The sequence below is a fragment of the Pedobacter sp. KBW06 genome, assembly GCF_003852525.1.
Lineage (GTDB): Bacteria > Bacteroidota > Bacteroidia > Sphingobacteriales > Sphingobacteriaceae > Pedobacter.
On sequence record NZ_QAJL01000001.1, the window covers coordinates 2,064,019 to 2,087,177 of the forward strand.

Consider the following 23,159-nt stretch of genomic DNA (forward strand, 5'->3'; position numbering starts at 1 on the left):
ATGACACACCTGAATAAAACCGCCTCTCCCCTCCTGGTCTACCTGGCTTTTGCCACTGTTTATATCGTATGGGGCTCTACTTATTTTTTCATTCAGAAAGCACTTGCAGGCTTTCCTCCGTTTATCCTGGGTACTTTTCGTTTCCTCGTTGCCGGAGCATTACTGATGATGTGGTGCCGTTTCAAAGGAGAGCAGATCTTTGACAAGAAAAATATAAAATATGCAGCAATAAGCGGTTTTTTAATGCTTGGTGTTGGAAATGGCATTGTCATTTGGGTAGAACAGTTTATTCCAAGTGGCTTGGTTGCGATCATGGTGGCCTCCGCTGCCATCTGGTTTGTGATTCTGGATAAACCAAAATGGAAAGAAAACCTGAGCAGCAGATCTACCATAGCAGGCCTGATCATTGGCTTTATTGGCGTGATTCTATTGTTTGGCGAACAGATCATCCATTCGCTGAATACCAGCCAAAGCAATATGCAGATTTTAGGAATGGCTTTATTGATGATCGGCCCAATTGCATGGGCTGGCGGGTCTTTGTTCTCCAAATATAAATCTGATCCAAAGAGTTCCGTTGCCGTGAACACGGCATGGCAAATGATTGCTGCAGGAATTGCTTTCATCCCGGGCAGCTTTTTGAGTTCAGAATTCAAGGGTTTTCATTGGGAGAGCATTCCTATGGATGCCTGGCTATCGATCGGTTACCTGATCATCTTTGGCTCAATTGCAGCTTTTAGTGCTTATGTATGGCTATTAACTGTTCGCCCTGCAACACAGGTGAGTACCTATGCCTATGTAAATCCGGTAGTTGCGGTATTGCTCAGTGTTTGTTTTACAAACGAAAAAGTAACGCTGATCCAGATTTTAGGGCTGGTTGTAATTCTGGCAAGCGTGCTCCTGATTAACCTGGTTAAATATAGAGCCGGTGCGAAGTCCATTCCTGCCAATCCGGAATTGCAGGTTTCCAAATCATGAGTACGAAATCGCATATAACATCATAAAAACCCTGTTCAGGACCTGATCCTGAACAGGGTTAAATACCTGGCTATCCCAGTTTTGTCACCTCTTCTATCTGGTAAGCTTTAATTCCATCAGCCATTTCCCATTGCAGCTTAGACCCTTTAACGTAGCCTAACATTGCAACACCGATTGGCGATAAGATCGAAAGGGTCTTATGCTTATCCCTTGCTTTTCCGGGAGCCACCAGGGTATAAGTAAATTCATGTCCCGACTCCAGCTCCTTTACCCGGACACGGGTATCTACAGTCACCACGTCTTCCGGTAATTCTTTTCTTAATACCTGTCTCGCATAGCGAAGTTCCAGCTTTAATTTTTCTTCATTGAATTTGCTTAACTTTCTTCTCCTGATGTGGTCTTTTAACAAGTCAAAAATTCCTGTTGATAATATAATGGGGGTATTGTCTATTTTTAATGAGGTCGTATTCATGTATGTATGGATAAACGGGTTAAATAATCTGATTAATCTTGCTGCCCCAGTCTGAAACTCAACTGGGGCCAAATCATCAAAATCCCGGCTCCTCCTGATTAATTTTTCCATCTTTTCTAAGGATTTATCTTCCATTTCAGCAATAGCAATTGTATTTCCGTCAGCGGTACGAAAAGGGCAATAGAAAAGCCAGGCCATATTGGTTTTAGCAATAGGGTTGCAAGCAATAAAACGCATAGGTTTAGTAAAGAAACCAGCATAAGAACAATCCCAAAAAGGGATGCCATGTCCAATTTTTCCATGATAGAAAAACAAAAAGATAAAAGAAAAAGGAATTAAGGTAATCATCCCCAAACCTTTAGAAAGGCCGGGGCTTAATTAATAAAGTCCTTACTGCTTTTAAGAAAAGAATCCCCCAAACGATATTGCAGGGAGAGAAAACGGCAGAACATAGCGGTTGCTGTCCGCAATTGCGTAGCAAACTGATCGTTGTATGTTTTGTTTAACTGCCTTTTAGAATTCATTAAGACAAAGATAGCCCAAATGCCCCGATATAAAAAATGTTGCCTCAGGCTGGTTTAATGTATTCGATCTCTTTATCGAGAAATGCAGCGAATTTTAAGGCCGTTTTTTTTGTTAGATCCAGGACCTCTGCCGATACCGCTTGAAAAAACTGCGCCTCAAAAGAAACCTTATTTTTCTTTATTGTCCGCTTCCAGATCCCTTTCACCTGTCCTCCGACTACAATGACCGGATGAAAAATCCCATTATTGGTAAATGCTTTAGCGTGATGCGTTAGGGGAAATGCCGCAGTTCTATCTTTATAACTGATCAGAAACTCATCAAAAGCAGGCAACAGATGTACAGAAGAGCTTGCAGGGGCTGATCTGGAAAAATTTTCAGGGAACCAGAATTCCTGACCGGCAATCGTTTCAGAAATGAAACCAGGTTTTATCATCTCCAGCGCTCTTTTTGCTGCAGTTATGGGTAAGCCCGACCACCAGATAAAGTCGTTGAGGCTCGCCGGACAATGGCTTGAAAAATACCTGAACGCCAATTTTGCCAATGCCTCATCCCTGCCAATTGAAACCGGTCTCGGCACCCGATCGCCAAGAATCGCATAGGTCTGATTTTTATCTCTTTTTATTCCGCTGCATAGAATCCCCTCCAGCTCTGCCAGAAAAATAAGGTGAGACCAGCGGTCTTTATCGCCGCCCACCTTATTTTGCTCCATTTCGAAATACAATTCCTCCCTGGTTAAGTATTGTTGCTTTGCAAAAGCAGATTCGATAACATGATTGCTTTTCAGGCAAACCCCGGCATCTATGCCCAGTTCCTTAAGCCTCGATCCGGACTTTATCCTGACCTGTGCTGCTGTGAGTTCCAGCATCCACCAGATATCATCTGCAGAGACCAGGTGCCAGGTTGGCCGCAGCAGGTGTGTTCTCAGGATGGCTCCGCTATCAATCTCTTCCTGAATCAATTTTTCCCTGGCCTCCGGGAGCCTCAATCCAATTCCCCAGGTTGCCATTGCATAATCCTGAGCCTGCATTGCCCCCATCCAGGATACCAGGTCCTTTGCCTGTTTAAAGGAACCTGATTCGATCTGCTGGTTTACTAACCTGATATTGGAAACATCCTCCAGGTTCATCACTTATTCTTTTGATTTTACATATTTCTCAATGATCTCTCTGTCTACCCCAATTTTTTCATCTTTTTCCATTCCACGCTGGATCAGGGTATCTTTTTTTAAGGTCACCGTAAATGTGAAAGTCTTATTTTCCCATTCTCTGTAATTACAATATTCCAGGTGTTCGGTATATTGATTTCCTTTTAAGGTATACTTCCCTCCTCCGGCTACAAAGACAGGAGTCCCCTCTTTGCCCATTTTCAGGTCGTGGTTCAGGAAAGCAAAATGAGTATCATTGATGATCTTTATTTGCCTCTGGCCTTTCCTGTAATCTGTAAAGGTCGTATCACCTTTCTGAATGGTAACACCTGAGACCAGTTCCCAGGTTCCTTTAATGGGAACATCTTTAATGGTATGGTTTGAATTATTCCCATATTTTAAGACCGGAACCAGTGCTGTTGTTAATAAAAGAGCGCCAATTTTTAAATTCATCTTCGTTGATTTATTGGTTTTAAACAATTTAATGTTTCACTAAAATATTAAAAATACCTTTTAAGTATAACATTAATTTTCATTACAACCCCAGATATACGAATCCCCTGTCTTTATGTTTATATTTTTTCAGTACCAGCGGCCCGGATCCCAATGAGTAATCATTCAGTACCTGGGCAACAAAGTCTGCCTTAATGAGCAAGCCGGCACGTTTACGGCATTCCCTAAAAATGTCAAACGGGGACCTCTCCACTCCTTCGAAGTAACGCTCACCAAGCAATGCCGCAATCTCTATCCGGGAAAGCTCCAGCAAAACCGACCGTTCCCGTTCCGTATACTTTTTTACAGGGTCCTCTTCATTAATCATGTATAACAATTCAATGGAATCATCTTCACGTAACCCAAATACTTCATATTGAATGTAATCACCTTTAATCATTTGTCTGGACAACAACCGGATTTCATTCGCTTTCCCCTTTACACTTCTAAAGAACTCTGCAGGCCTGCAATCAAATATTTTAGACATCACCGACACGTCTCCCAGCCACAATTCCTTATTGGATTTAAAAGCCTCCCTTTCTTCTATAAAACTGCTCCCCCTGCCAATTAAAAAGGAAAGTTCCTCCTGGGAGAGGCCGGAAGCAATTCTTTTCATCTGAATGAAGTAAATCAGGTCAAAGGTGGTAAAACTAATTTTTAGCCCTTTTTCTTTTCTTTTAGCAATAATTGTCATATTTTTCGTTTTAATTAACCAAAAGTAGAAGATACACCTTAAATAATTTAATTTAACGCCGTTGTAATTAACAATCCAGGAGGTTGTATTATACAATTAGCTATTAAAACCATATAAAAACTTAAAAATTAGTACTATGACTGAGAAACCTCATTTGGGAAGAAATGTAAGCCGCATTCGTACAGCCCGTGAAATGAAACAAGAAACATTGGCTAAGGCACTGGGAATAAGCCAGCAGGCGGTATCAAGAATGGAGCAGAGGGCCATGATTAAAGAAGACTCCCTGGCCAGGATTGCTAAAATTCTCGATGTGCCATTGGCCACTATAAAAGCCTGCGATCAGAAATTCATCATCTCCAATATCATTACCGATCATAAACGCCGGTACAATTTCCTAAGGGTGGTTATCCGATCGATCAAAAAGTTATTAGGACTACGTAACAACAGGTAACAGTAGTTCCTTCGATTAGTACGCCAGCTGTGACCAACAGCTTTCTCAGTCGAAGGAGCTCAAAATAAAACAGGTTTACATGACCAATTTGCGCGTCAGCCTGAACTTAGCGAGGATCCATACCGTGGCAAAAGCAATCAGGAGGGTAAGTGTACAGGACAACAATACGTTTAATCCGGGATGAAGTTCAAAACGGGCAGCCATAAATTTAAAAATAACGCCAATAAAGAAATAATGAACCAGGAAAATCCCAAAAGAATAATGCGCAATGGTTTGGATTACCTTGAGGAACGGCCCTTCTTTAAATTCCATTCCTTCAACCAGTAAGAAGATCCCAACCGCTTCCAAAAGGACATTTGGAGAACAATAATACCATACCATTTCAATATTTGGAATTGAGAAAGGAACACTGACCGTCAGGTAATAGGTAATTCCATATCCGGTTAAAAATAGAAATGCACCCGTCCAGCGCTTTACTTTAATGCTCCATCCTGGCAAATAGGTGTACAGGTAATAGCCCATTAACAGATATCCTATAAAACCAGACAGGTAATAAAAGGAATGAAACTCGTTCCAATCGCAAACCCCGAAACCCAATCCGGTCAGGAACTTCAGGTAAGGAATAAAAGTAGAGAAGATAAAAATTGCCAGGACCAATTCCAATTCTCTTTTGGTGGCTTTGACCAGCCATGGAGACACGATTGGAATGATCAGGTATAATCCCGCCAACATATATAAGTACCAAAGATGTGGAGCCGAATCGCTGAAGCTTAGCGGAAGTTTAGCGATCTCCATCAGGATCTTGTCCCAGGATTTATGGTTCAGGATTAATCCGTCAAACAAAACATAAGCCAGACCCCAGAAAAGCAAGGCAGGAATAATCCGCCAAAGGCGCTTTTTATAGAACTCCACCGTGCCCAGTTTAGCAGGCAGCAACAAAACTCCGGAGATCAGTACAAATAAAGGAACAGCAAAACGGTATAAAGAACCAATATAGGTTCCCCATTCAAAATTAAAATTTCCGTCCTGATTTAGAATGATGCAATCATTGGCATGCGCCACAATCACCATAAATACAGCAATTACTTTTAATAAATCAAGCCAGTTAATGTTTACCTTATTCGTCATTCTATCGATTTCCATTTTCACCATACCTCCCATTTCTATCCTTTCTACACATTTGGGAGGATAAACCTAAGCCATTTAACGGAAACTACCAAGGATTGCCCCAAAATGTGAATATCTTGCCAAAAATGCTTAATGATTAGCTATAAAGAGAGAACAATGAAAAAACAGGCTCCTTAACTTAGTAACCAACTAACCAGCAAGCATTAATACCACATGAAACTCCTCCAAAAAATCATAATCTGCAGTCTTTTATACTTTTTAACTCCAGGGCTTTCATTCGCACAGGATATTGACCGCTGGGACAAAGAAGCTAATGGAAAAGAAAATCCAAATACCCTTTGGTTTAAGAATGCGAAATTTGGAATGTTTATTCATTGGGGGCTATATTCAAAGCTCGCCGGTGTCTGGAAAGACAAAGATTACTATGGCAGTGGAGAATGGCTCATGAACCAGGCAAAGATTCCTGCATCTGAATATGCAAAAGTAGCCTCCAGCTTTAATCCCGTTAAATTCAATGCTCAGGAATGGGCGGATCTGGCCAAAGATGCCGGCATCCGGTACATGGTGATCACTGCAAAACATCATGAAGGCTTTGCCATGTATGACTCCAGGGTCAGTGATTTTAACATTGTCAAGGCTTCTCCTTATGGGAAAGACCCAATGAAAGCACTGGCAGATGCCACCAGAAAAAGAGGCATTCAATTCGGTTTCTATTATTCTCAGTTTTTAGACTGGCATGAACCGAACGGAGGAGGCAACAAATGGGATTTCAAGGAGGCAGATAAAGATTATTTAAAATATTACAAAGAGAAATCCATCCCGCAGCTGAAAGAACTGTTAACCAATTACGGTAATCTTGGTATTGTTTGGTTTGACATGCCTGGTGGATTAAATAAGCAACAGACTCAGGATCTCGTGGATGAAATGCATGCACTTCAACCGAAAAGTCTGTTCAGCAGCCGGGTTGGGCAAGGGCTTGGCGACTATCGGACCTTTGGAGATTCTGAAGTACCTGCCACGCCAATTAAAGGAGCCTGGGAATCCATATACACCCATAATGATTCCTGGGGATACATCAGTCATGATATGAATTTCAAATCGCCTGAGGAGATCATTCAGCTGCTCGCAAATGTAGCTTCCAAAGGTGGTAATCTCATGCTCAATGTAGGTCCGGATGGAGAAGGGAAGATCCCTTATTACTCAGAAAAATTCCTCAGGGCAACTGGCCTCTGGTTAAAAGCAAACGGAGAAAGCATTTATGAAAGCACCTACGGACTCATTCCCTCGCAACCCTGGGGTGTGACAACCTCTAAGCCGGGAAAGCTCTTTCTCCATGTCCTGAATCCACCTAAAGATGGAAAAATAATCGTACCAGGCCTAAACAGCAACATCACTAAAGTTTACCGCTTAACCGATAAAACGTCGTTAAAACACTCCCTTAAAGATCAGACCCTGACCGTAGAGATGCCGCTTTCCCCCGATCCGCACAACACTGTCATTGTCGTCAATTACACAGGTACACTAAACGACGGTTATCTAAACAATATCCCTACTGTATCTCCGCAATACGATGCCAATATATTGGAAGTCGTTAATGCTAAAACCAGTGCCGCGGCAAAACTGGAAACGCTGACTTACAGTCATTATTTCGGAGATTGGAAACATACCCCCTGCATTCTGAACATGATGAAGCCCGATGATCAGGTCGAATTTAAATTCAACGTAACAGCGCCTGGCGATTATAAAGTACTGTTAGAATATGCATGTCCTGAAGAAAGTGCAAAACAGGAAGGCATTATGGAATTTGAACACAAAGACTACAAATTTCAAACCCTCAGGACTTCAGAATTCAATTCGGGAAAACCATTGTTATTCATCAAACACCCCGTAGCGATCATCTCTATTGCAAAAGCAGGTGTGTATACCATAAAACTAAGACCGGAAGCAAATACAAAAGAACTCTTCAAATTGAAATCAGTTATCCTGCACCCGGTGTTATAGCCGAAGCCTTCATAAGAAAGCAGGGAAAGCATTAATCCTCTACAAAATCCAGGTCCTTATGATGGGTTTCAGGAATGGTTTTAATGCAATAAAATCCAATGGCAAAACAGATCAGTCCGACAATACCTGCAGCATACAACTCCATCACCTGTGGTTTCAAAAAGGTATAAAATGTGGTCATTAAAACCACTGTACCTCTTACCATATTTGGAATGGTGGTTGCCGCAGTAGCACGTACATTGGTACCAAACTGCTCCGCACCAATCGTAACAAACATTGCCCAATACCCGATTCCAAAACCAGTCCACAGACACATCAGGTACAATCCCCTTGACGTTTCTATGCCTCCGAACAGAAAGATTACTGTTCCGATAGCGGCAAATAACATCAAAAAGGCAACGGCTTTACGGCGCGATTCCAGCCAGTAACTCAACAGGCCGCTGACTAAATCGCCGGCTGCAAGGCCTACATAACACCACATCACTGCTAATCCCGGTTTTATCGGCTCAGAAATGTGCAAAGCCTTTCCAATCTCATTGCTGAATGTGGCCAGAATTCCAATTACAAACCATGTAGGCAGGCCAACGCCAATACATTTGAGGTATAAAATCAGTCTGCTCTTCTTCGTAAAAAAGGAAAGAAAATTTCCTTTGCTCAGCTGCTCTTTCGCTTTCATCGCATGGAACATGCCCGATTCAAATACACCAATTCTTAAAAACAGCAACAGGATTCCCATTCCTCCACCAATGAAATAGGCATTTCTCCAGCTAAATAGTTCAACTGTAAAATAGCCTACTACTGCGCCCAGTACACCTACCCCTGCCACCAGGGAAGTACCCAAGGCCCTTAATCGTTTTGGAAGGCTCTCAGAAACCAGTGTGATTCCTGCACCCAGTTCTCCTGCAAGGCCTACCCCGGCCACAAAGCGCAAAATTTTATAGATAAAAACATCGTGTACAAAACCGCAGGCAAAGTTGGCAACGGAATAGGTAATGATCGAACCAAAAAGTACAGAGAGCCGGCCTTTTTTATCACCCAGCACTCCCCATAATACGCCACCAAGCAGCAAACCGGTCATCTGCCAGTTGAGAATGCTTGCCCCTTCAATGGAACGGGCCGCCTCATCGAGGCCCAATTCTGTCAGACTGGGAATCCGGACAATTCCAAACAAAAGGAGATCATAGATGTCGACAAAATAGCCCAGGGAAGCTACAATCACAGGTGCACTCAGCAAATATGCCAATGTACTTTTTTCTTTGGTTAGCGTGGTCATTTATAAAATGGGTTTAGGAATGGTATTCCATTTCTAAAATAGTGATTCCATTTTTATATGCTGCTAATCCCCCCTCTTTTTGTCAGTTTATTTTAACACAGTTTAGCCTGTACCAAAATCTGGTCAGGTCCTCTATCTGAGGTCAGCCTGATCAGCATTTACAGAATTACGACAGGTTAACAAATCAGGACAACCATCAGGAAGCAGCAGCTGGCTTTACTTCAGTAGTATCCTTTGCTGTTGTCGGAACCTGATATCCCCCAAAATCAAGAATAGCTTTTGGGAATTCTTTCTTTAACCTCTGCTCATCCTGCTTATTTACCGCCGACTGATACAAGTAAATCTGTTGAATTTCCTTTAAGCCTTTCAAAGCAAGTAAGCCTTTGCCTGTTATTTTTGTTCCCGTCAGATTTAAATATTGTAAGGTATTTATACTTTTCAATTGTACCAGACCCTGATCTGTAATCTGTGTTTGCGTCAAATTGATCCGGACCAGATTTTTAAATCCTGCAATAATTTCCATTCCCTTATCGCCAAGATCTGTATTTGCAAGGTTCAGCCAGATCAACTGCTCATTTAAAGATTTCAAAAGCGTTAATGAACTGAGCGAGGGCCTGGCCGTCACGAAGCTCACCGATAAATAATTACTGTTACCCGTTACAGGAATCACCACCACGCCTGCCGCTTTCAAATCTGCAATCACTTTAGCATCCGCTTTACCTACCTCTTTTACGGGTATTTCCAAAACCTTACCGGCCTCCTTTTTTGCACCAGTCTGAAAGCTCAGCAATACCGGTTTAATTTTTTCCGTCTGTTTCAAGTCCTGCACCTTTTTATTCAGATCAGCACCTTCCTTAATCCACCACTCCAGCAAAGCGAGTTCCTGTGCAGAAAGTTGGGGTTTCTCTTTTGGAGGCATGTGGTCTTCATTGCTGATGGGCAACAGTAACCTTTTTATCAGCGCGCTTTCTTCGGGACTCCCCGGAATCAGGGCTTTTCCCTCTTCCCCGCCTTTCAGCATAAACTCCCTGCTGTCCAGGCGAAGTTTACCCTTCTGTTTTTCAGCACCATGACAACTGTAACAACGATTCTTCAATAATGGCTGTACCATATGGGTATACACCATTGCCTGCTGGACATTTACAACCGGGGGAATTGCTGAAGCTCCTTTCTCAGGAGCATCCCCCAATGCGGCAGTAAGGTAATCAGAGCCATGTGTTAAAGATCCGCCATAATGCCCTGTTAAGGTGATTAACATCAGCAATACTGCAGCAGTCACATTTAAGAACATCTCCCGAACGGCTTTCTGAATCATCAGATAGGAAAACAGGGAAAAGGCAGCGGTACCGATCCCCAGCCACTGGTGAACATCAACAAGACCAGCATCATAGTCACCGCTCTGAGACAAGAGATAACCACTTATGCAGGAACATACTGCTCCAAGGAAACCAAGCAGATATGTCAATGGAATGGCAGGCTTTAATCCTGAAAATTTAGGGTACCTGCTGATCAGCTGAAACAAGCAGCCCAGCAGTAAAATTCCTATCGGAAGGTGTACCAATATCGGGTGAAACCTTCCGATAAGGTCTGATATAGATAAAAGTATCATTCTGGCCTCAAATTATTGATAACGTTTACGCAACAGGTTCATCATATGCACATTTATAGCCCACTGATCGGCTACAGGCTGATGGGTAAAAGGTAAAGTAGGCATGTAATCAGGTGGGCCGAATTCTGTTAAGATCGTCATTCGCTCTCCGTTTTTCTTTTTACGAGCGATCACTTTATCCCACCAGCCCAGATGTGCTTTTAATGCATTTTCCCATTCCGGTGCCCTTGGATCATTTACCTGAGGCCCCTGCGGATGCCCGACTCTGGAATGAATATGAGCAACCCGTTCCAGTACGAGGTCAATTGTCTCCTGCTGATCCGCCAACAAGCTTTCATGCACATTACACCAATGAGAAATATCGAGGGTAAGGCGCAATTCCGGATTTCTCTCAATAAACTGACGGGCCACAGGTGCGGAATACAGCATCCGCCCGCGGTGGGTTTCATGATAAACCGGAATTCCGCTTTCTCTGGATCTTTTAGTCGTATAATCAATCAAAGCTTTATTTTCCTCGTAAGTAAAGTAGTCTTTTCCGGAATGGCAGTTGATGTATACCGGCTTTTGAACACTGTTTAATGCCGCATCCAGATTTTTCATGAAGGTTTCCAGGTGAGGCTTTGCTTTGGGCTGACCAGCGCCACAAAGAAAGCCAACCTGCAGCTGATGCTTTTTCAAAGCATCGTATAATGATTGCTGAGCCGCAGGATTATCTACTGCCCACCACAACTCAATTCCTTCATATCCTTCCTTTTTTGCAGCTGCGCAAAATTCATCTATCGTACCGCTAAAACCCCAATCGGTCGCCATAAAGAGCAATTCATAGCCGGCAGCAGCTTTAACGCCAATTGTTTCCTGTGCTGCCAATCCGGCTAATGGCGCAAATAATCCCGCAGCAGTAGCGGTGGCAGTAGTTTTAATAAAATTCCTTCGGTTTTGGTGCATTCGTTTCGGTGGTTGTTTGGTTAATTTTAAATTAGGCTACAATATCCTGAATCACCTTTCCTGAGACATCCGTTAAACGGAAAGGCCTGCCCTGGAAAGGATAAGTAAATTGCTCATGATTAAACCCAAGCTGATTAAGTATGGTGGCCTGGATATCAAAAGGATCAACTTTTCCACTCAGGGCACTATATCCTATTTCGTCGGTCTCGCCATGCGTAAAACCTTTCTTGATGCCTCCGCCAGCCATCCACATCGTGAATGCTTCGGTATGGTGATCCCTTCCGTTATATGGGTTCTGAATTCCGTTTCGATTCTCCATCATTGGTGTCCGGCCAAATTCACCGCCCCAAACCACCAGCGTTTCGTCCAGTAACCCCCTTTGTTTCAGGTCAAGTAATAACGCGGTGATGGGTTTATCTGTGCTTCTGCATTTATTCTTCAGGCCGATATTCAGCGAATTATTCGGGCCATCTCCATGTGCATCCCATCCCCAGTCAAAAAGCTGAACAAACCGCACCCCTTTTTCCACCAGTTTCCTGGCCAGCAATACATTGTTGGCAAAAGAAGATTTTCCCGGTTGTGTCCCATACATTTCATGGATATAAGCAGGCTCATCATTGATGTTCATCACTTCCGGCGCGGAGATCTGCATCCGGTAAGCCATTTCATATTGTGAGATCCTGGAAAGAATTTCCGGATCATTATAATTTGCATATTCCAGTTCATTGGAGGCATTGATGGCATCAATTGAAGCTTTACGCAAATCACGGCTCATGCCATGAGGATCTTTGATAAACAATACCGGGTCTCCTTCGCTTCTGCATTGTACCCCCTGGTAAACGGAAGGCAAAAATCCACTCCCCCAGATACTTTTTCCTGCATCAGGAAAACTTCCTCCACTGGTCAGCACCACATAGCCCGGCAGGTTTTGGTTTTCGGTTCCCAATCCATAGGTTGCCCAGCTCCCGATACTTGGCCTGCCCAAACGGGCACTTCCCGTATGGATCAGCAGTTGTGCAGGCGCATGGTTGAACTGATCTGTGCTCACTGCTTTCAGAAAACTAACTTCATCCACCATCGTTGAGAAATGAGGCATATTGTCGCTCACCCAGGCACGACTCTGTCCGTGTTGTGCAAATTGCGCCTGTGCACCCAGCATTTTAGGCACTCCGGTGATGAACGCAAATTTTTTCCCGGCAAGAAGGGAAGGCGGACAGTCTTGTCCGTCCATTTTCATCAGTTCCGGCTTATAGTCAAAGAGCTCCAGCTGAGATGGGGCCCCTGCCATATGTAAGTAGATCACACTTTTGGCTTTTCCAAAGTACGGCGGTGATTTCGGCAATAATGGATGTGCAGGATCGTATAAAACCGGATTATTGGTTTTGGCACCGAAATTACAGCTTCCCAATAAGGAACCCATTGCGATGGCGCCAAGCCCCATCGCACTTTCTTTTAGAAAATGCCGGCGGGTAAAAGACCTCAATTCTGTTTCCTTTGCTTCTTTTACGAGGCGGTGTGCATTTAATTCATCTCTTGTCATGACGTTGATTAATTTTTGGTCACTACTTCATCCAGGTTCAGCATGGCATTGGCAACAATCACCAATGCGGCTTTCTCCGGATTTTTATCTTTATCTTCCGCGCCTAGGATCTCGCCCATCTTTGCCGGATTCTTTTTATAATCATTGAAGGCCTGCAAATACAGTTTATCCAGAATCCGGAGTTTGGGTGCAGCAATAGGCTTGTACATCACCCATTGGTAACCTTTACTGATCTTCTGCCCGATGTCTTTACCGCCTTCCAGCTCCATCCGCTTTGCAAAATGGCGTGCCATTTCTATATAAGCCTCATCGTTTAGCGTCACCAATGCCTGTAATGGTGTATTGGTACGGATTCTTCGCGGACTGCAAACCACTCTTTGTGCCCCATCAAATGCGATCATCGAAGGGTAAGGCGCAGATCTTTTCCAGTAGGTATAAATTGCCCTTCGGTACTGGTCTTCGCCTTTGGAATTTTCCCATTTCGCGCCATTATAAGGCGAATTCCAGATTCCCTCCGGCTGCCATGGCATCACCCCATGTCCATACATTTTGGTGCTTAAAACCCCGCTTGCCATTAAATGCTGGTCTCTCAACTGTTCGGCACTTAACCGGGTTCTTGGACCTCTGGCGTAGTAATGGTTAAATAAATCTTTCTCTTTGACCGCTTCCGATAACCTGGAATCCTGTCTGTAAGCAGCACTCATCACCATCTCCTTCAGCAAGGTCTTCACGCTCCATTTGTACTGATGCATGAACTGCCAGGACAAATGATCCAGCAGTTCTTTATGTGTTGGCGACATTCCCTGGGTTCCCATGTCCTCCAGTGTTTCTACAATTCCGGTTCCGAACAACTGTTCCCAAAGCCGGTTTACCATAGTCCGGGAAAGCAGGGGATTTCTGGAATCAGTTAACCACATCGCCAGGCCCATTCTGTTTTTAGGCGCATTTTTTGGCATGGCATAGGCCAGTGTTTTCGGTACACCTACCTGCACTTCTTTTCCTTTTGAGATCCAGGCTCCCCTTTCAAACACATAACTTTTCCGTTGACGGTTGGCCGGATTTTCTACCATAACCGGAATTGAAGAAGGATTGGAATTCAGCAAAGTCCAGAAAGCCGCTTTGTTTTCCGCATACCCCGGTTTAGCCTTGCCAGGAAAAGAATCAGAGAAATAAAACCAGTCGAAGTATACGGTAAACTGGTCTTTGTTTTTTATTCCAGGATTCTGGTAAACTAGATAAACATCATGAATTCCTGTCTGAGGTTTGATCTCTACCTCTAAATTTTGATACTTATCTCCCGAAGGTACTTTCCAGGAAGCAATCAGCGGTCCGTTAGGATTGTCCATCCGCAACTGCATATTTCCACCCGGCACATTTGAAGAATAACGGTAAATCATTTGTTTTACCCCTTTTAAATCCACAGCGGGGATCCTGGCCTGTGCGTTGTTCTTAAAAAACAAAGCAATGTTGTTATTTCCGATAACGGCATTCTTCAGGCTGTCTGTCGTCGTTGAATTGATACTTGGCTGCCCTGTTTTGAGAAATTTATAAACTTCAGCTGCTTTTTCCTGTCCGGCATTTTGCTTTAACCAGGAAGTCAGGCCACTCAGTTTTCTTTGCAGAGAATCATCATATTGCCTCAGTAACGGATATTCAGATTGCAGGTCCTCATCCCGCGTATTGTTAAAATAAGCCATAAACTTATAGAACTCATCATGTTTAAAAGGATCATAAGGATGGCTATGGCATTGCACACAGGCAAAGGTGGTACTCAACAGGCCCTCCCAGGTCGTGTTTACGCGGTCCAATACTGCAGAAACGCGAAATTCTTCGTTGTTCGTTCCCCCTTCGTCATTGGTCATCGTGTTTCTGTGGAACGCAGTGGCGATGTATTGCTCGTCTGTAGGGTTCACATAGAAATCTCCCGCGATCTGATCAGTGATAAACTGATTATAAGGCTTATCGTCATTGAATGCTTTGATGACCCAGTCCCGGTACTTCCAAACCTCTCTGCCACCGTCAGATTCATAGCCCTTAGTATCTGCATACCTGGCTACGTCCAGCCACATGGAAGCCCACTTCTCGCCAAAACGAGGGGAAGCCATCAGCGAGTCGACGAGTGTTTCATAAGCTTTATCATTGTCTTTGCTATTGAGGTAACGGCGCATCACCTGATCTGAAGGAGCCAATCCAATAAGGTCAAGGCTCAGCCTCCTCAATAAGGTCGCTTTATCTGCTTCTGCCGAAGGTTTCATTTTTTTCTCTTCCAGCTTTGCATAAATAAACTTATCGATATCGTTCTTTACCCAGTCGTCCGATACATCCGGAATTTCCACTTCTTTTACAGGAAGGTAGGCCCAGTGGTCTCCCCATTTGGCCCCTTGCTTAATCCAGCGTTTGAAAAGATCTATTTCCTCTTCATTTAAAGATTCATGTTTGTAGGGCATTCTGAGTTCCGGATCTTTACTGAGCAAGCGTTTGATCATTTCACTCCCATCGGGATCCCCGGGAATAATGGCAGGTTTACCACTTTTAGTTGCGGCCAATGCCTCTTCATGAAACAAAACGCTAAAGCCTCCCTGTTTTTTCACTCCTCCGTGGCAGGAGATGCATTTTTTATTAAGAATAGGTTTGATCTGTGTATTGAAATCCACTTTATCTGAAGAAGGCATCAGGAAAGCACCCATTACCACAACTCCTAAAATAACAAGGATCACAATCAGCTTTTTGCTACGGAATATTTTCATACCGGGAATCATACATTTGGTTAGTTCAGGTAATTTACAAATAGTTAGGGATTTCTTTATTTACAAAAATGCCGACAACTACTATAAATAATTAAAAACTAAAGGTAGCCGAAGCTACCTCACAAACCTTTACTTAGATTCTCCAATACTGACACTATATTGTCCACACAAAATGTACTATAGGCAAATACAGCGTAATATTATTGACACATCAGGGAAATGACTCCTGATCGGTACTACACCCGGATGCTTAAAATGTCATGTACAGCAGGTTGAATTTCTGCAAACTGAAAAGTAAAGCCATTCTCCAGCAGACGCTTAGGGGAAACCCACCGGCTTTTTAAGACCAATTCAGTTTCCGTACCGATCAATCGCACGCCAATTTCCAATAACCATTGTGGGCAAGGTAAACCGAAAGGAATGCCATATGCTTTCCTCAGTACTTTCATTAGTTCCCTATTTTTAACCGCTGCCGGCGCTGTACAATTGATGATTCCTTCCATTTTTCCCTCATCGGTTAACCATTCGGTAGAACGGGCAACATCATGTTCATGAATCCAGGAAACGTATTGTTGTCCATCTCCCTGCTGTCCCCCAAGCCCAAATCTGACCAGGTTCAATAACCTTGGAAAGACACTGTCATTTCTGCCAAGAACAATTCCCATCCTCAAAGCGATCTTTCTGGTTTTTGGTATTTCAGATTCAAAAAATGCCGTTTCCCATTGCTTACAAACCTCTATTGAGAATCCATATCCCAACTCTCCACTGATTTCATCCTGAGCATGATCTTCTGCATGACGATAAATAGTAGCAGAGGTCACATTGATCCAAAGTCCTGGAGGTTGAACCAACTTCGCGATCACTTTTCCAAGTAACCTTGTCGGAATTGTTCTGGAACTGATGATTTCCGCCTGATTTTTAGGTGTATACCGGCAATTCACATTCTTACCGCAAAGGTTAACCAACAAATCCGCTCCTTCCAGTGATTTTACCCAATCTCCTTCCTCTTTACCATCCCATACTTCCGTTCTAATGTTACCCTTAGCAGCCCTGGGTTTACGGCTTAAAATCAAGACCTCTTCTGCAAGTTCTTTATAATAGTCTGCGAGCACATTGCCGAGATAACCGTTACCTCCAACAAGTATTACTTTATGGTATTTCATATGATTAAGCTAAAAAAATGATTAAAAGGACCATGATTCGATAGGCTACCCAGGTAATGGTCAATGTATTTCCAAGTTTCAAAAGTCTGGTTCTCCGGATGTGCTCCAGAAACATTAACCCCGCAACGCCCATAAAATAAAGCGCATAAAAAAGAGCGGGAAGCAGGAGGTATTGCGCCAGTAGTAAACCCGGTAACAGTAACAATGCACCGGCGAAAGAAATGGTCATCATGTTTCCAAGATAGGTCCACCGCTGCGCCGGAAAAAGGAAACTGATAATGATTCCCTGAAAAATGATTTGTCCGCCACAAATCAGGTATTCCCGGTAAGCGTGACCAACTGGCATCAATTCCTTCAATAATTCTACATAGGCTGTCAATATAAATCCGGTAACGAACCAGGTAAAAAGAAGAAAGGCAACGCGATAAATCCATTTTAAAGATTGCTGAATCCCGAAGTAATTCTCATCATAAAGCATCAGATATTTTTTTAGCGTTTCCATATTCATAAAATTTATACCATTTAAATATTTTCACAATTGAGTCCTTAAACCAGCTCCCCCGGCTTTTCTTACCGATTCCATATACAAATATAACAAAAGTATTAAACTTTCAATAATTACTGAAAGTTTAATACGACATATATTTATCTGGAATATTTTTCAGCAGTTCCAGCAGCACAGCATCAAAAAATCGCTGCCCCTTATTAGTCAATATTTTGTACAAAATCCAAACGTTTTGATATTTAGATACATATCCTTACATTTGTAAAAAAAGAACATGCTTAAGTACCAACATATCCAAATGAACAGCAGCAACCCAGTGGTTTGCCTGCACCGGATAAGCATGGATCTTCCCTTTCTATCCGGGATCTAACGCCTCTCCAGGATATTCAGCATTACCAATAATCAAAGATTTAATAGCCCTCCGGAAGTTTTAACAGCCGGAACAAAAAAAGAAAAGGATCCTTATGGACATTTTATATACCATCGAAGAGAAATATCTTGAAGCCATCGACGAGTTAGAACACGGCGAGCCTCAGAAAGCACTTCACCTAATGAACGAAATTATTCAGATTGACCCGGAATATGCCAGGGCATATTATCATTTGGGAAATATCTACCAGGATAGATTCAAAAACTATCAGACTGCCGGATACTATTATAAAAAGTGTATCGGACTGGAACCGGAATTTCCGGATGTTTACCTTCCCTATCTCCGTTTGCTAACCACTTTGGAAATGTCAAAATTAGCAGAGCAGATTTTCAGCCAGGCGCTCCTTGTAAAAGGCGTATGCAAGTGCTGTATCTACGAGCAAATGGGGAACTATGCAGAGCAGGATAAACGTTGGGAAGCCGCAAATGAGCTTTATAAGCAAGCGCTGCTAAGCAGTACCGGTATCGAGGATAAGAGTGCCTTACATGACAATCTTCAACGGCTGAGAGATAAGAAACAGTTGACGCAGCATGTCATTTATAATTTTGAATAAAAAAAGAGCTTGTATGAGCTGCTTATGGCCGGAAGATCATTCTTCCGGCTTTTTTTACGACCTTTAATTTTTTATTTGATTCATTCCTGTTCTACATTATTCAGGGTTCAGTAGTTAAATACTTATCCTGTAACTGTAATTCCAAAATAGTTTACAAACGCTCTTCCCTTATGTGGATTTTATAGCGGTCTTGGCTGGAGGTTGCTAGGGCCTCGACCGACCTGCGGCCCATTCAAGGGATGTTCTAATCATGCTTAGATTTATTTTAATTTCCACAAAATGGAATAGACTATATAAAAGCTATATACAGTTTCCGTATTTTCCGTTAAAACAAATATTTAAGGATTATTGTTGTAACTAAAAATTAAACGTATATTTAATTACACAATTAATTTATAAATTATGGCAATCTTATCAAAAAGCGCTTTTGGTTGTCCCAATGGGAAAATCGGAGGCATGGTCTACTACATGCTTAAAGGACAGCCAGTCTGCAGGCTAATCGGTGAACAAGGTGAACCAAGCATTAAGCAACGGGCCAATTATCAGGCGATGGAGGTCACAATGAGGCTCGTCAAGCCGATGAAAGAATTCATTAGAAATAGTTTCGAACTGGAAGCCAGGGGAACGGTAAAAAATGCACACAACCTTGCAGTCTCTTACAACAAAAAACAGGCATTGAAGGGAGAATACCCCAATATCAGCGTAGATTACAGCAAGGTGGTGCTGAGTTATGGCGAGCTTCCCGGAGCAAGGGATTTCAGCATCAGCAAAACAGAAACGGGACTGATCGTAAGCTGGAATCCGGAAAGTTATAATGGAGGGTATGATGGTGATGATATCCTCATGATTCAGCTCTGCTTTCCCTTGATAAAAATGGGACGCTGCTTGCTGAATGCGTCAAGAAGAGATGCTGGCAGTGTATTTATAACTTTAGACGAGCAACGGCAAATAGACGGGCCAATAGAGGCCTATGCCTGCTTCAAATCAGCCGATGGAAGGCAGATCTCAAACAGCATCTATCTGGGAAACATAAATGGAACCGTAAAAAGTGCCGAAGAACAAGCCGCTCAGGAAAGATACATCATCTTAAAAACCAGGTTTGATAAGATTGAACCCGATTATCTAAGCCAGCAAAGAGACATTCATATGGCCCGGAAGGAAGAAGACAAAGCTTTTCGGAATCTGAAGGCAGAATACCTCTCTCTGAAGGAGCAATTAGCACACCTTCCCGGAGGTCCTGGCTAAAGGTTAGCGATCAGCGTCCAACCTATTTTTGATAAATGCCACCTTTACTATGGTAAGGGCTGGAACTTGCTATGCGCTGAATTTCGGAATGAACCATTCCCTGATTTACAATCCGGCCAGGATATTAGCATTAGCTTTTTTCAGGCCTTTATTTATCCGGCAGTACCAATTTAACGGCCTTCCTTAATTTCAGCTGTAGCGTTTTTCCGGATTGTTTCGTTTATCAATAAAACCGATAAATTATGAAAAAACTGATAATTGCACTATTAATGGGAAGCGCATTACTGTCCTGCAAAAAAAAGACAACAGGGGATTCAGATTGTGAAAATAAGATCTGCACTGAGGAATTCCGCTCTGTAACTATACAATTTGTTGACAACAAAGGGAAGGTTACAGAAGTCAAAGACTTTAGCGTAATTAACCAAAGGACCGGAGAAAAGGTATATGCAAATTCAGCGATAACAGCAAACCTTAGCACCGGTGCGTATATAGTCGTAGATGATGGAAATACAAAAAGTTTTTCTGAAGAAGGTGATGATTTAAAAATTACAGGTACATCTGAGAAAACCGGGCAGAAAAAATCAGCCATCATCAAAGTAACAGGCGGCAAATGTGCCTGCCACATCAACAAAATCTCCGGACCAGAGCAAATTGCTTTCGATTAAAACAGGCTAAGCTCAGCACCAGAAATATCCATTATTAAAAAAGCGCCTGAATCATGATTTATGATTCAGGCGCTTTCTATATCAGCTCCTTTTCTTAGAGCTGTTATTTTAATTTTTCAATCAGTTCCTTTGCCTGCGCATAGTTGTTGTCATCTGCCGGAATCTTAGCCAGCCATACCAGCGCCTCTTTATTGTTCTTTTCTTTCACATAGCTGAGTCCAATATTGTACAGCGCATCATATTTAAAAACGGAAGATCCTTCATACAGTTTTAGCAGCACCTTACGGGCCTCCTGCTCCTGATTATTCTCTATTAAACTAATCCCGTAATAATAAGCAACCATTGCCCTTTCCGGATTGGACTGATAAACAGGAGCCAGTATTTTTGCTGCTCCTGAGAAGTCGCCGGTATTATAAAGTGCCGCCGCATCTTCTATTTTTTGCTCGGCGCCAGTTCCACGTTCGGCTACAGACATCTCCCTTCCTGTGGCATATTTCTCATATAATCCACCGGACCATGGCGCCCAGACCAGCAGTCCGATCACCAATACTGCGGCAACGCTGATCCATTTCAAATAACCGTTCAAAGCCATCGTTTTTCCTTCCTTCCTGAAATATTTTCCATTCAGTTCGTTCAAAGTGTTTTCCAGCGCTTTATCACGGGCATCAGGGGCGATTTTCATCTTTAAGCTCTGATGGATCTCCTTATATTCGGTCAACAAAGCCTGTAATTCCGAATCCTCCCTGAGCAGTACTTCAAAAGCCTGTAGTTCCCCTGCTTCCATATCCCCTTCCACATACCGTGCAACATTGGTTAATTTATCCTCGTTAGCCATTATTCTTCCGTTTTAATTGATTGAACCATTTTTATCAGCGAAGCCATACACTCAGATTTCTTTTTGCGCAGGTAACCATAAGTTACACCAAGTGCTTCCGCAACTTTTTCCTGTGCTTCTCCTTTCATGCTCCAGGAAATGATTTCCTGACAGCGTGCCCCGAGTTTTTCAAATGCGCTGTAAAACAAGTCCGATTGTCTGGCCTGATCTTCCAGCTCATCTGCCTGAGCAAAAGTATCTTCTCCGATATGTAATAAATCCTCCTCCGAATTTGTTACCGGCAGAATTGATCTTTTTTTGATCTGGTTCAACCATTTACGTTTACAAACCAATAACAGGTAAGGTTCAAAAGGGCAGGTCAGTTCCAGAGATTTGTATTTCCCCTGCCGGTATATGTCCATTAAGGCTTCCTGAAAGATATCTGCCGCATCATCCTCGCTACCATTGTTAAAAGTGATCCATGATTTTATTTTATGGGCGCAACGTTTATAGATATCGTTGATAATGACCGCATCATTATTTACCAGGCCGACAATAAAACGTTGATCGGTATGTATGTTTTTAGCCATATAACGGATTAAGTAGAAATGACATCCCTGCTAATTTAAAGTTTCTTTTGACAAGCTGTAAAAAAAAATCACCAAAGGGGGGTAACAATATTTCATGCTTCTTGATATCTATTCGAATCACACAATTAATTAAAATATTTAAACTCTACAGACATGAAAAAGTTCAACCTAATCTCTACGCTATTTATTGCAATCGTTTGTTTAACCATTGCATGTAAAAAAGACAAAGGCACCAACGAAGGTATGGTACAAAGTGCAAAAGATTTCACCGCGAAATTTGGTGCCCAGTTACAGACTTTACAAATCAATGCTTCTGCATTACCTCAGACTGTTACCCTTGCAGGAGGAACAAAAATTAATTTTCCTGCAGGCTCACTTACTAAAGGTGGCGTAGCAGTAACCGGTACGGTTACCGTTGAAGCCTATGAAGTTTTGAAAAGAAGTACGGTGCTGTTCACCGGCGCAAATACCAATCATGCTTCAGGAGCACCGCTTGCCTCCGACGGATTTATCTTTGTCGACGTAAAATCCAATGGCAGCAGTGTAGACCAAAACCTGGCTGTACCCGTAAAAATAGCTATTCCGGCTAAAAGAGAGGGTGCCACCCAACTTTGGGTAGGTGTAGACCAAAACGACAAGCCACTGGTTGCTGCAGGCAATAACCAAATGGCATGGCAAGCACCAAGGCCACAAGCCAATGGCGTGGGCCAGAAAGAAGTTAACGCAACCAATTCAACCTTCACCTTTGATTTTGGAACACTGGGCTGGATCAACTGCGATGTATTCTACAGCTATGCCAATCCTAAAACAACCATTACTGTTGAAGTAAACAACAATCCCGGAACTTTTGCCAGTTTCCATGCTTTCAGCGGAGAAACTTATGTTTTCTTCTGTGCCAAAGGAAGTAATGTTGCTGCTCAGTTGTATACTCCCGGCGGAACGAATAAAGTAAAAAGTTACGACAACATGATGCCGATCGGAGTTCAGGGACGTATGCTTTCCTTCTCTATCAAAGATGGCAGGTTCTACTATGCCTCACAGGAGGTGACCATCAGCGCCGGACAAAACGTAGTCCTCACTTTAGCAGAAACTACAGAAGCTGCGGTTCAGGCAGCCATCAACAGTCTCGATAGTTATTAAAAAAACAAGCGCTCCAATACCATCAGATAAGGCCCTTAACAGGGCTTTATCTTTTCTG

Annotated in this window: 21 protein-coding genes; 7 read left to right on the top strand and 14 right to left on the bottom strand. The window is 42.7% G+C overall.

Annotated features, from left to right (window positions below; genetic code table 11):
* Entirely contained in the window at window positions 1-975 is a 975-nt protein-coding gene (locus DBR43_RS08450) for an EamA family transporter (RefSeq protein ID WP_124579703.1), read from the top strand.
* 70 nt (window positions 976-1,045) lie between these two features.
* On the opposite strand, the gene DBR43_RS08455 is transcribed toward DBR43_RS08450, so the two are convergent.
* The 4 genes from DBR43_RS08455 to DBR43_RS08470 all read right to left on the bottom strand — a co-directional run bounded on the left by DBR43_RS08455 (window position 1,046) and on the right by DBR43_RS08470 (window position 4,302).
* Window positions 1,046-1,447 carry a GreA/GreB family elongation factor gene (locus DBR43_RS08455; protein WP_124579705.1) on the bottom strand — a complete coding sequence of 134 codons (402 nt, stop codon included), beginning with the start codon at window positions 1,445-1,447 and terminating at the stop codon, window positions 1,046-1,048.
* A gap of 568 nt (window positions 1,448-2,015) precedes the next feature.
* A complete protein-coding gene (locus DBR43_RS08460) occupies window positions 2,016-3,098 on the bottom strand; it encodes a winged helix DNA-binding domain-containing protein (protein WP_124579707.1) in 1,083 nt (360 codons plus the stop codon).
* A gap of 3 nt (window positions 3,099-3,101) precedes the next feature.
* Window positions 3,102-3,569 carry a hypothetical protein gene (locus DBR43_RS08465; RefSeq protein WP_124579709.1) on the bottom strand — a complete coding sequence of 156 codons (468 nt, stop codon included), beginning with the start codon at window positions 3,567-3,569 and terminating at the stop codon, window positions 3,102-3,104.
* A gap of 82 nt (window positions 3,570-3,651) precedes the next feature.
* Window positions 3,652-4,302, bottom strand: coding sequence for a hypothetical protein (locus DBR43_RS08470; RefSeq protein WP_124579711.1), 651 nt, complete (start codon window positions 4,300-4,302; stop codon window positions 3,652-3,654).
* Between the two features lie 136 nt (window positions 4,303-4,438).
* Here DBR43_RS08470 and DBR43_RS08475 point away from each other — a divergent pair, with 136 nt between their 5' ends.
* Complete coding sequence (locus DBR43_RS08475) at window positions 4,439-4,753, top strand: helix-turn-helix domain-containing protein (RefSeq protein ID WP_124579713.1); 315 nt, start codon at window positions 4,439-4,441, stop codon at window positions 4,751-4,753.
* Window positions 4,754-4,828: 75 nt separating this feature from the next.
* Here the strand turns inward: DBR43_RS08475 and DBR43_RS08480 are convergent, their stop codons facing one another.
* Window positions 4,829-5,905: an acyltransferase gene (locus tag DBR43_RS08480; RefSeq protein ID WP_158622458.1), complete on the bottom strand. Its 1,077-nt coding sequence runs from the start codon at window positions 5,903-5,905 to the stop codon at window positions 4,829-4,831.
* 189 nt (window positions 5,906-6,094) lie between these two features.
* On the opposite strand from DBR43_RS08480, the gene DBR43_RS08485 reads away from it, so the two are divergent.
* Window positions 6,095-7,882 carry an alpha-L-fucosidase gene (locus DBR43_RS08485; RefSeq protein ID WP_124579716.1) on the top strand — a complete coding sequence of 596 codons (1,788 nt, stop codon included), beginning with the start codon at window positions 6,095-6,097 and terminating at the stop codon, window positions 7,880-7,882.
* A gap of 31 nt (window positions 7,883-7,913) precedes the next feature.
* On the opposite strand, the gene DBR43_RS08490 is transcribed toward DBR43_RS08485, so the two are convergent.
* From DBR43_RS08490 to DBR43_RS08520, 7 genes are all read right to left on the bottom strand, one after another.
* Window positions 7,914-9,155, bottom strand: a complete 1,242-nt coding sequence (locus DBR43_RS08490) for an MFS transporter (protein WP_124579718.1) — start codon at window positions 9,153-9,155, stop codon at window positions 7,914-7,916.
* 196 nt (window positions 9,156-9,351) lie between these two features.
* Complete coding sequence (locus DBR43_RS08495; protein WP_124579720.1) at window positions 9,352-10,764, bottom strand: c-type cytochrome domain-containing protein; 1,413 nt, start codon at window positions 10,762-10,764, stop codon at window positions 9,352-9,354.
* 12 nt (window positions 10,765-10,776) lie between these two features.
* Complete coding sequence (locus DBR43_RS08500) at window positions 10,777-11,709, bottom strand: sugar phosphate isomerase/epimerase family protein (protein WP_124579722.1); 933 nt, start codon at window positions 11,707-11,709, stop codon at window positions 10,777-10,779.
* 31 nt (window positions 11,710-11,740) lie between these two features.
* Entirely contained in the window at window positions 11,741-13,249 is a 1,509-nt protein-coding gene (locus DBR43_RS08505; RefSeq protein ID WP_124579724.1) for a DUF1501 domain-containing protein, read from the bottom strand.
* A gap of 8 nt (window positions 13,250-13,257) precedes the next feature.
* Entirely contained in the window at window positions 13,258-15,996 is a 2,739-nt protein-coding gene (locus DBR43_RS08510) for a DUF1553 domain-containing protein (protein WP_124579726.1), read from the bottom strand.
* A 236-nt stretch (window positions 15,997-16,232) separates the two neighbouring features.
* The gene (locus tag DBR43_RS08515; RefSeq protein WP_124579728.1) at window positions 16,233-17,159 is read right to left on the bottom strand and encodes a TIGR01777 family oxidoreductase; all 927 of its coding nucleotides are present in this window, start codon (window positions 17,157-17,159) and stop codon (window positions 16,233-16,235) included.
* A gap of 4 nt (window positions 17,160-17,163) precedes the next feature.
* On the bottom strand, window positions 17,164-17,661 hold the full coding sequence (locus DBR43_RS08520) for a hypothetical protein (RefSeq protein WP_124579730.1): 498 nt from the start codon (window positions 17,659-17,661) through the stop codon (window positions 17,164-17,166).
* 467 nt (window positions 17,662-18,128) lie between these two features.
* Here DBR43_RS08520 and DBR43_RS08525 point away from each other — a divergent pair, with 467 nt between their 5' ends.
* The 3 genes from DBR43_RS08525 (at window position 18,129) to DBR43_RS08535 (ending at window position 20,557) form a co-directional block, all read left to right on the top strand.
* Window positions 18,129-18,647, top strand: coding sequence for a tetratricopeptide repeat protein (locus tag DBR43_RS08525; protein WP_124579732.1), 519 nt, complete (start codon window positions 18,129-18,131; stop codon window positions 18,645-18,647).
* Window positions 18,648-19,049: 402 nt separating this feature from the next.
* Window positions 19,050-19,892, top strand: a complete 843-nt coding sequence (locus DBR43_RS08530) for a DUF6266 family protein (RefSeq protein ID WP_124579734.1) — start codon at window positions 19,050-19,052, stop codon at window positions 19,890-19,892.
* 242 nt (window positions 19,893-20,134) lie between these two features.
* Window positions 20,135-20,557, top strand: coding sequence for a hypothetical protein (locus DBR43_RS08535; protein WP_124579736.1), 423 nt, complete (start codon window positions 20,135-20,137; stop codon window positions 20,555-20,557).
* Between the two features lie 103 nt (window positions 20,558-20,660).
* Here the strand turns inward: DBR43_RS08535 and DBR43_RS08540 are convergent, their stop codons facing one another.
* A complete protein-coding gene (locus tag DBR43_RS08540; RefSeq protein ID WP_124579739.1) occupies window positions 20,661-21,392 on the bottom strand; it encodes a tetratricopeptide repeat protein in 732 nt (243 codons plus the stop codon).
* Complete coding sequence (locus DBR43_RS08545; protein ID WP_124579741.1) at window positions 21,392-21,961, bottom strand: RNA polymerase sigma factor; 570 nt, start codon at window positions 21,959-21,961, stop codon at window positions 21,392-21,394. Before DBR43_RS08545 ends, DBR43_RS08540 begins: the two co-directional genes overlap by 1 nt.
* Before the next feature lie 153 nt (window positions 21,962-22,114).
* Between DBR43_RS08545 and DBR43_RS08550 the strand changes: the two genes are divergently transcribed.
* Window positions 22,115-23,101, top strand: a complete 987-nt coding sequence (locus DBR43_RS08550) for a hypothetical protein (RefSeq protein WP_124579743.1) — start codon at window positions 22,115-22,117, stop codon at window positions 23,099-23,101.
* Window positions 23,102-23,159 lie beyond the last annotated feature (58 nt).

Coding starts and splice junctions, on each gene's coding strand:
- DBR43_RS08450 (WP_124579703.1), top strand. CDS start 1: ATGACACACCTGAATAAAACCGCCTCTCCCCTCCTGGTCTACCTGGCT.
- DBR43_RS08455 (WP_124579705.1), bottom strand. CDS start 1,447: ATGAATACGACCTCATTAAAAATAGACAATACCCCCATTATATTATCA.
- DBR43_RS08460 (WP_124579707.1), bottom strand. CDS start 3,098: ATGAACCTGGAGGATGTTTCCAATATCAGGTTAGTAAACCAGCAGATC.
- DBR43_RS08465 (WP_124579709.1), bottom strand. CDS start 3,569: ATGAATTTAAAAATTGGCGCTCTTTTATTAACAACAGCACTGGTTCCG.
- DBR43_RS08470 (WP_124579711.1), bottom strand. CDS start 4,302: ATGACAATTATTGCTAAAAGAAAAGAAAAAGGGCTAAAAATTAGTTTT.
- DBR43_RS08475 (WP_124579713.1), top strand. CDS start 4,439: ATGACTGAGAAACCTCATTTGGGAAGAAATGTAAGCCGCATTCGTACA.
- DBR43_RS08480 (WP_158622458.1), bottom strand. CDS start 5,905: ATGGTGAAAATGGAAATCGATAGAATGACGAATAAGGTAAACATTAAC.
- DBR43_RS08485 (WP_124579716.1), top strand. CDS start 6,095: ATGAAACTCCTCCAAAAAATCATAATCTGCAGTCTTTTATACTTTTTA.
- DBR43_RS08490 (WP_124579718.1), bottom strand. CDS start 9,155: ATGACCACGCTAACCAAAGAAAAAAGTACATTGGCATATTTGCTGAGT.
- DBR43_RS08495 (WP_124579720.1), bottom strand. CDS start 10,764: ATGATACTTTTATCTATATCAGACCTTATCGGAAGGTTTCACCCGATA.
- DBR43_RS08500 (WP_124579722.1), bottom strand. CDS start 11,709: ATGCACCAAAACCGAAGGAATTTTATTAAAACTACTGCCACCGCTACT.
- DBR43_RS08505 (WP_124579724.1), bottom strand. CDS start 13,249: ATGACAAGAGATGAATTAAATGCACACCGCCTCGTAAAAGAAGCAAAG.
- DBR43_RS08510 (WP_124579726.1), bottom strand. CDS start 15,996: ATGAAAATATTCCGTAGCAAAAAGCTGATTGTGATCCTTGTTATTTTA.
- DBR43_RS08515 (WP_124579728.1), bottom strand. CDS start 17,159: ATGAAATACCATAAAGTAATACTTGTTGGAGGTAACGGTTATCTCGGC.
- DBR43_RS08520 (WP_124579730.1), bottom strand. CDS start 17,661: ATGGAAACGCTAAAAAAATATCTGATGCTTTATGATGAGAATTACTTC.
- DBR43_RS08525 (WP_124579732.1), top strand. CDS start 18,129: ATGGACATTTTATATACCATCGAAGAGAAATATCTTGAAGCCATCGAC.
- DBR43_RS08530 (WP_124579734.1), top strand. CDS start 19,050: ATGGCAATCTTATCAAAAAGCGCTTTTGGTTGTCCCAATGGGAAAATC.
- DBR43_RS08535 (WP_124579736.1), top strand. CDS start 20,135: ATGAAAAAACTGATAATTGCACTATTAATGGGAAGCGCATTACTGTCC.
- DBR43_RS08540 (WP_124579739.1), bottom strand. CDS start 21,392: ATGGCTAACGAGGATAAATTAACCAATGTTGCACGGTATGTGGAAGGG.
- DBR43_RS08545 (WP_124579741.1), bottom strand. CDS start 21,961: ATGGCTAAAAACATACATACCGATCAACGTTTTATTGTCGGCCTGGTA.
- DBR43_RS08550 (WP_124579743.1), top strand. CDS start 22,115: ATGAAAAAGTTCAACCTAATCTCTACGCTATTTATTGCAATCGTTTGT.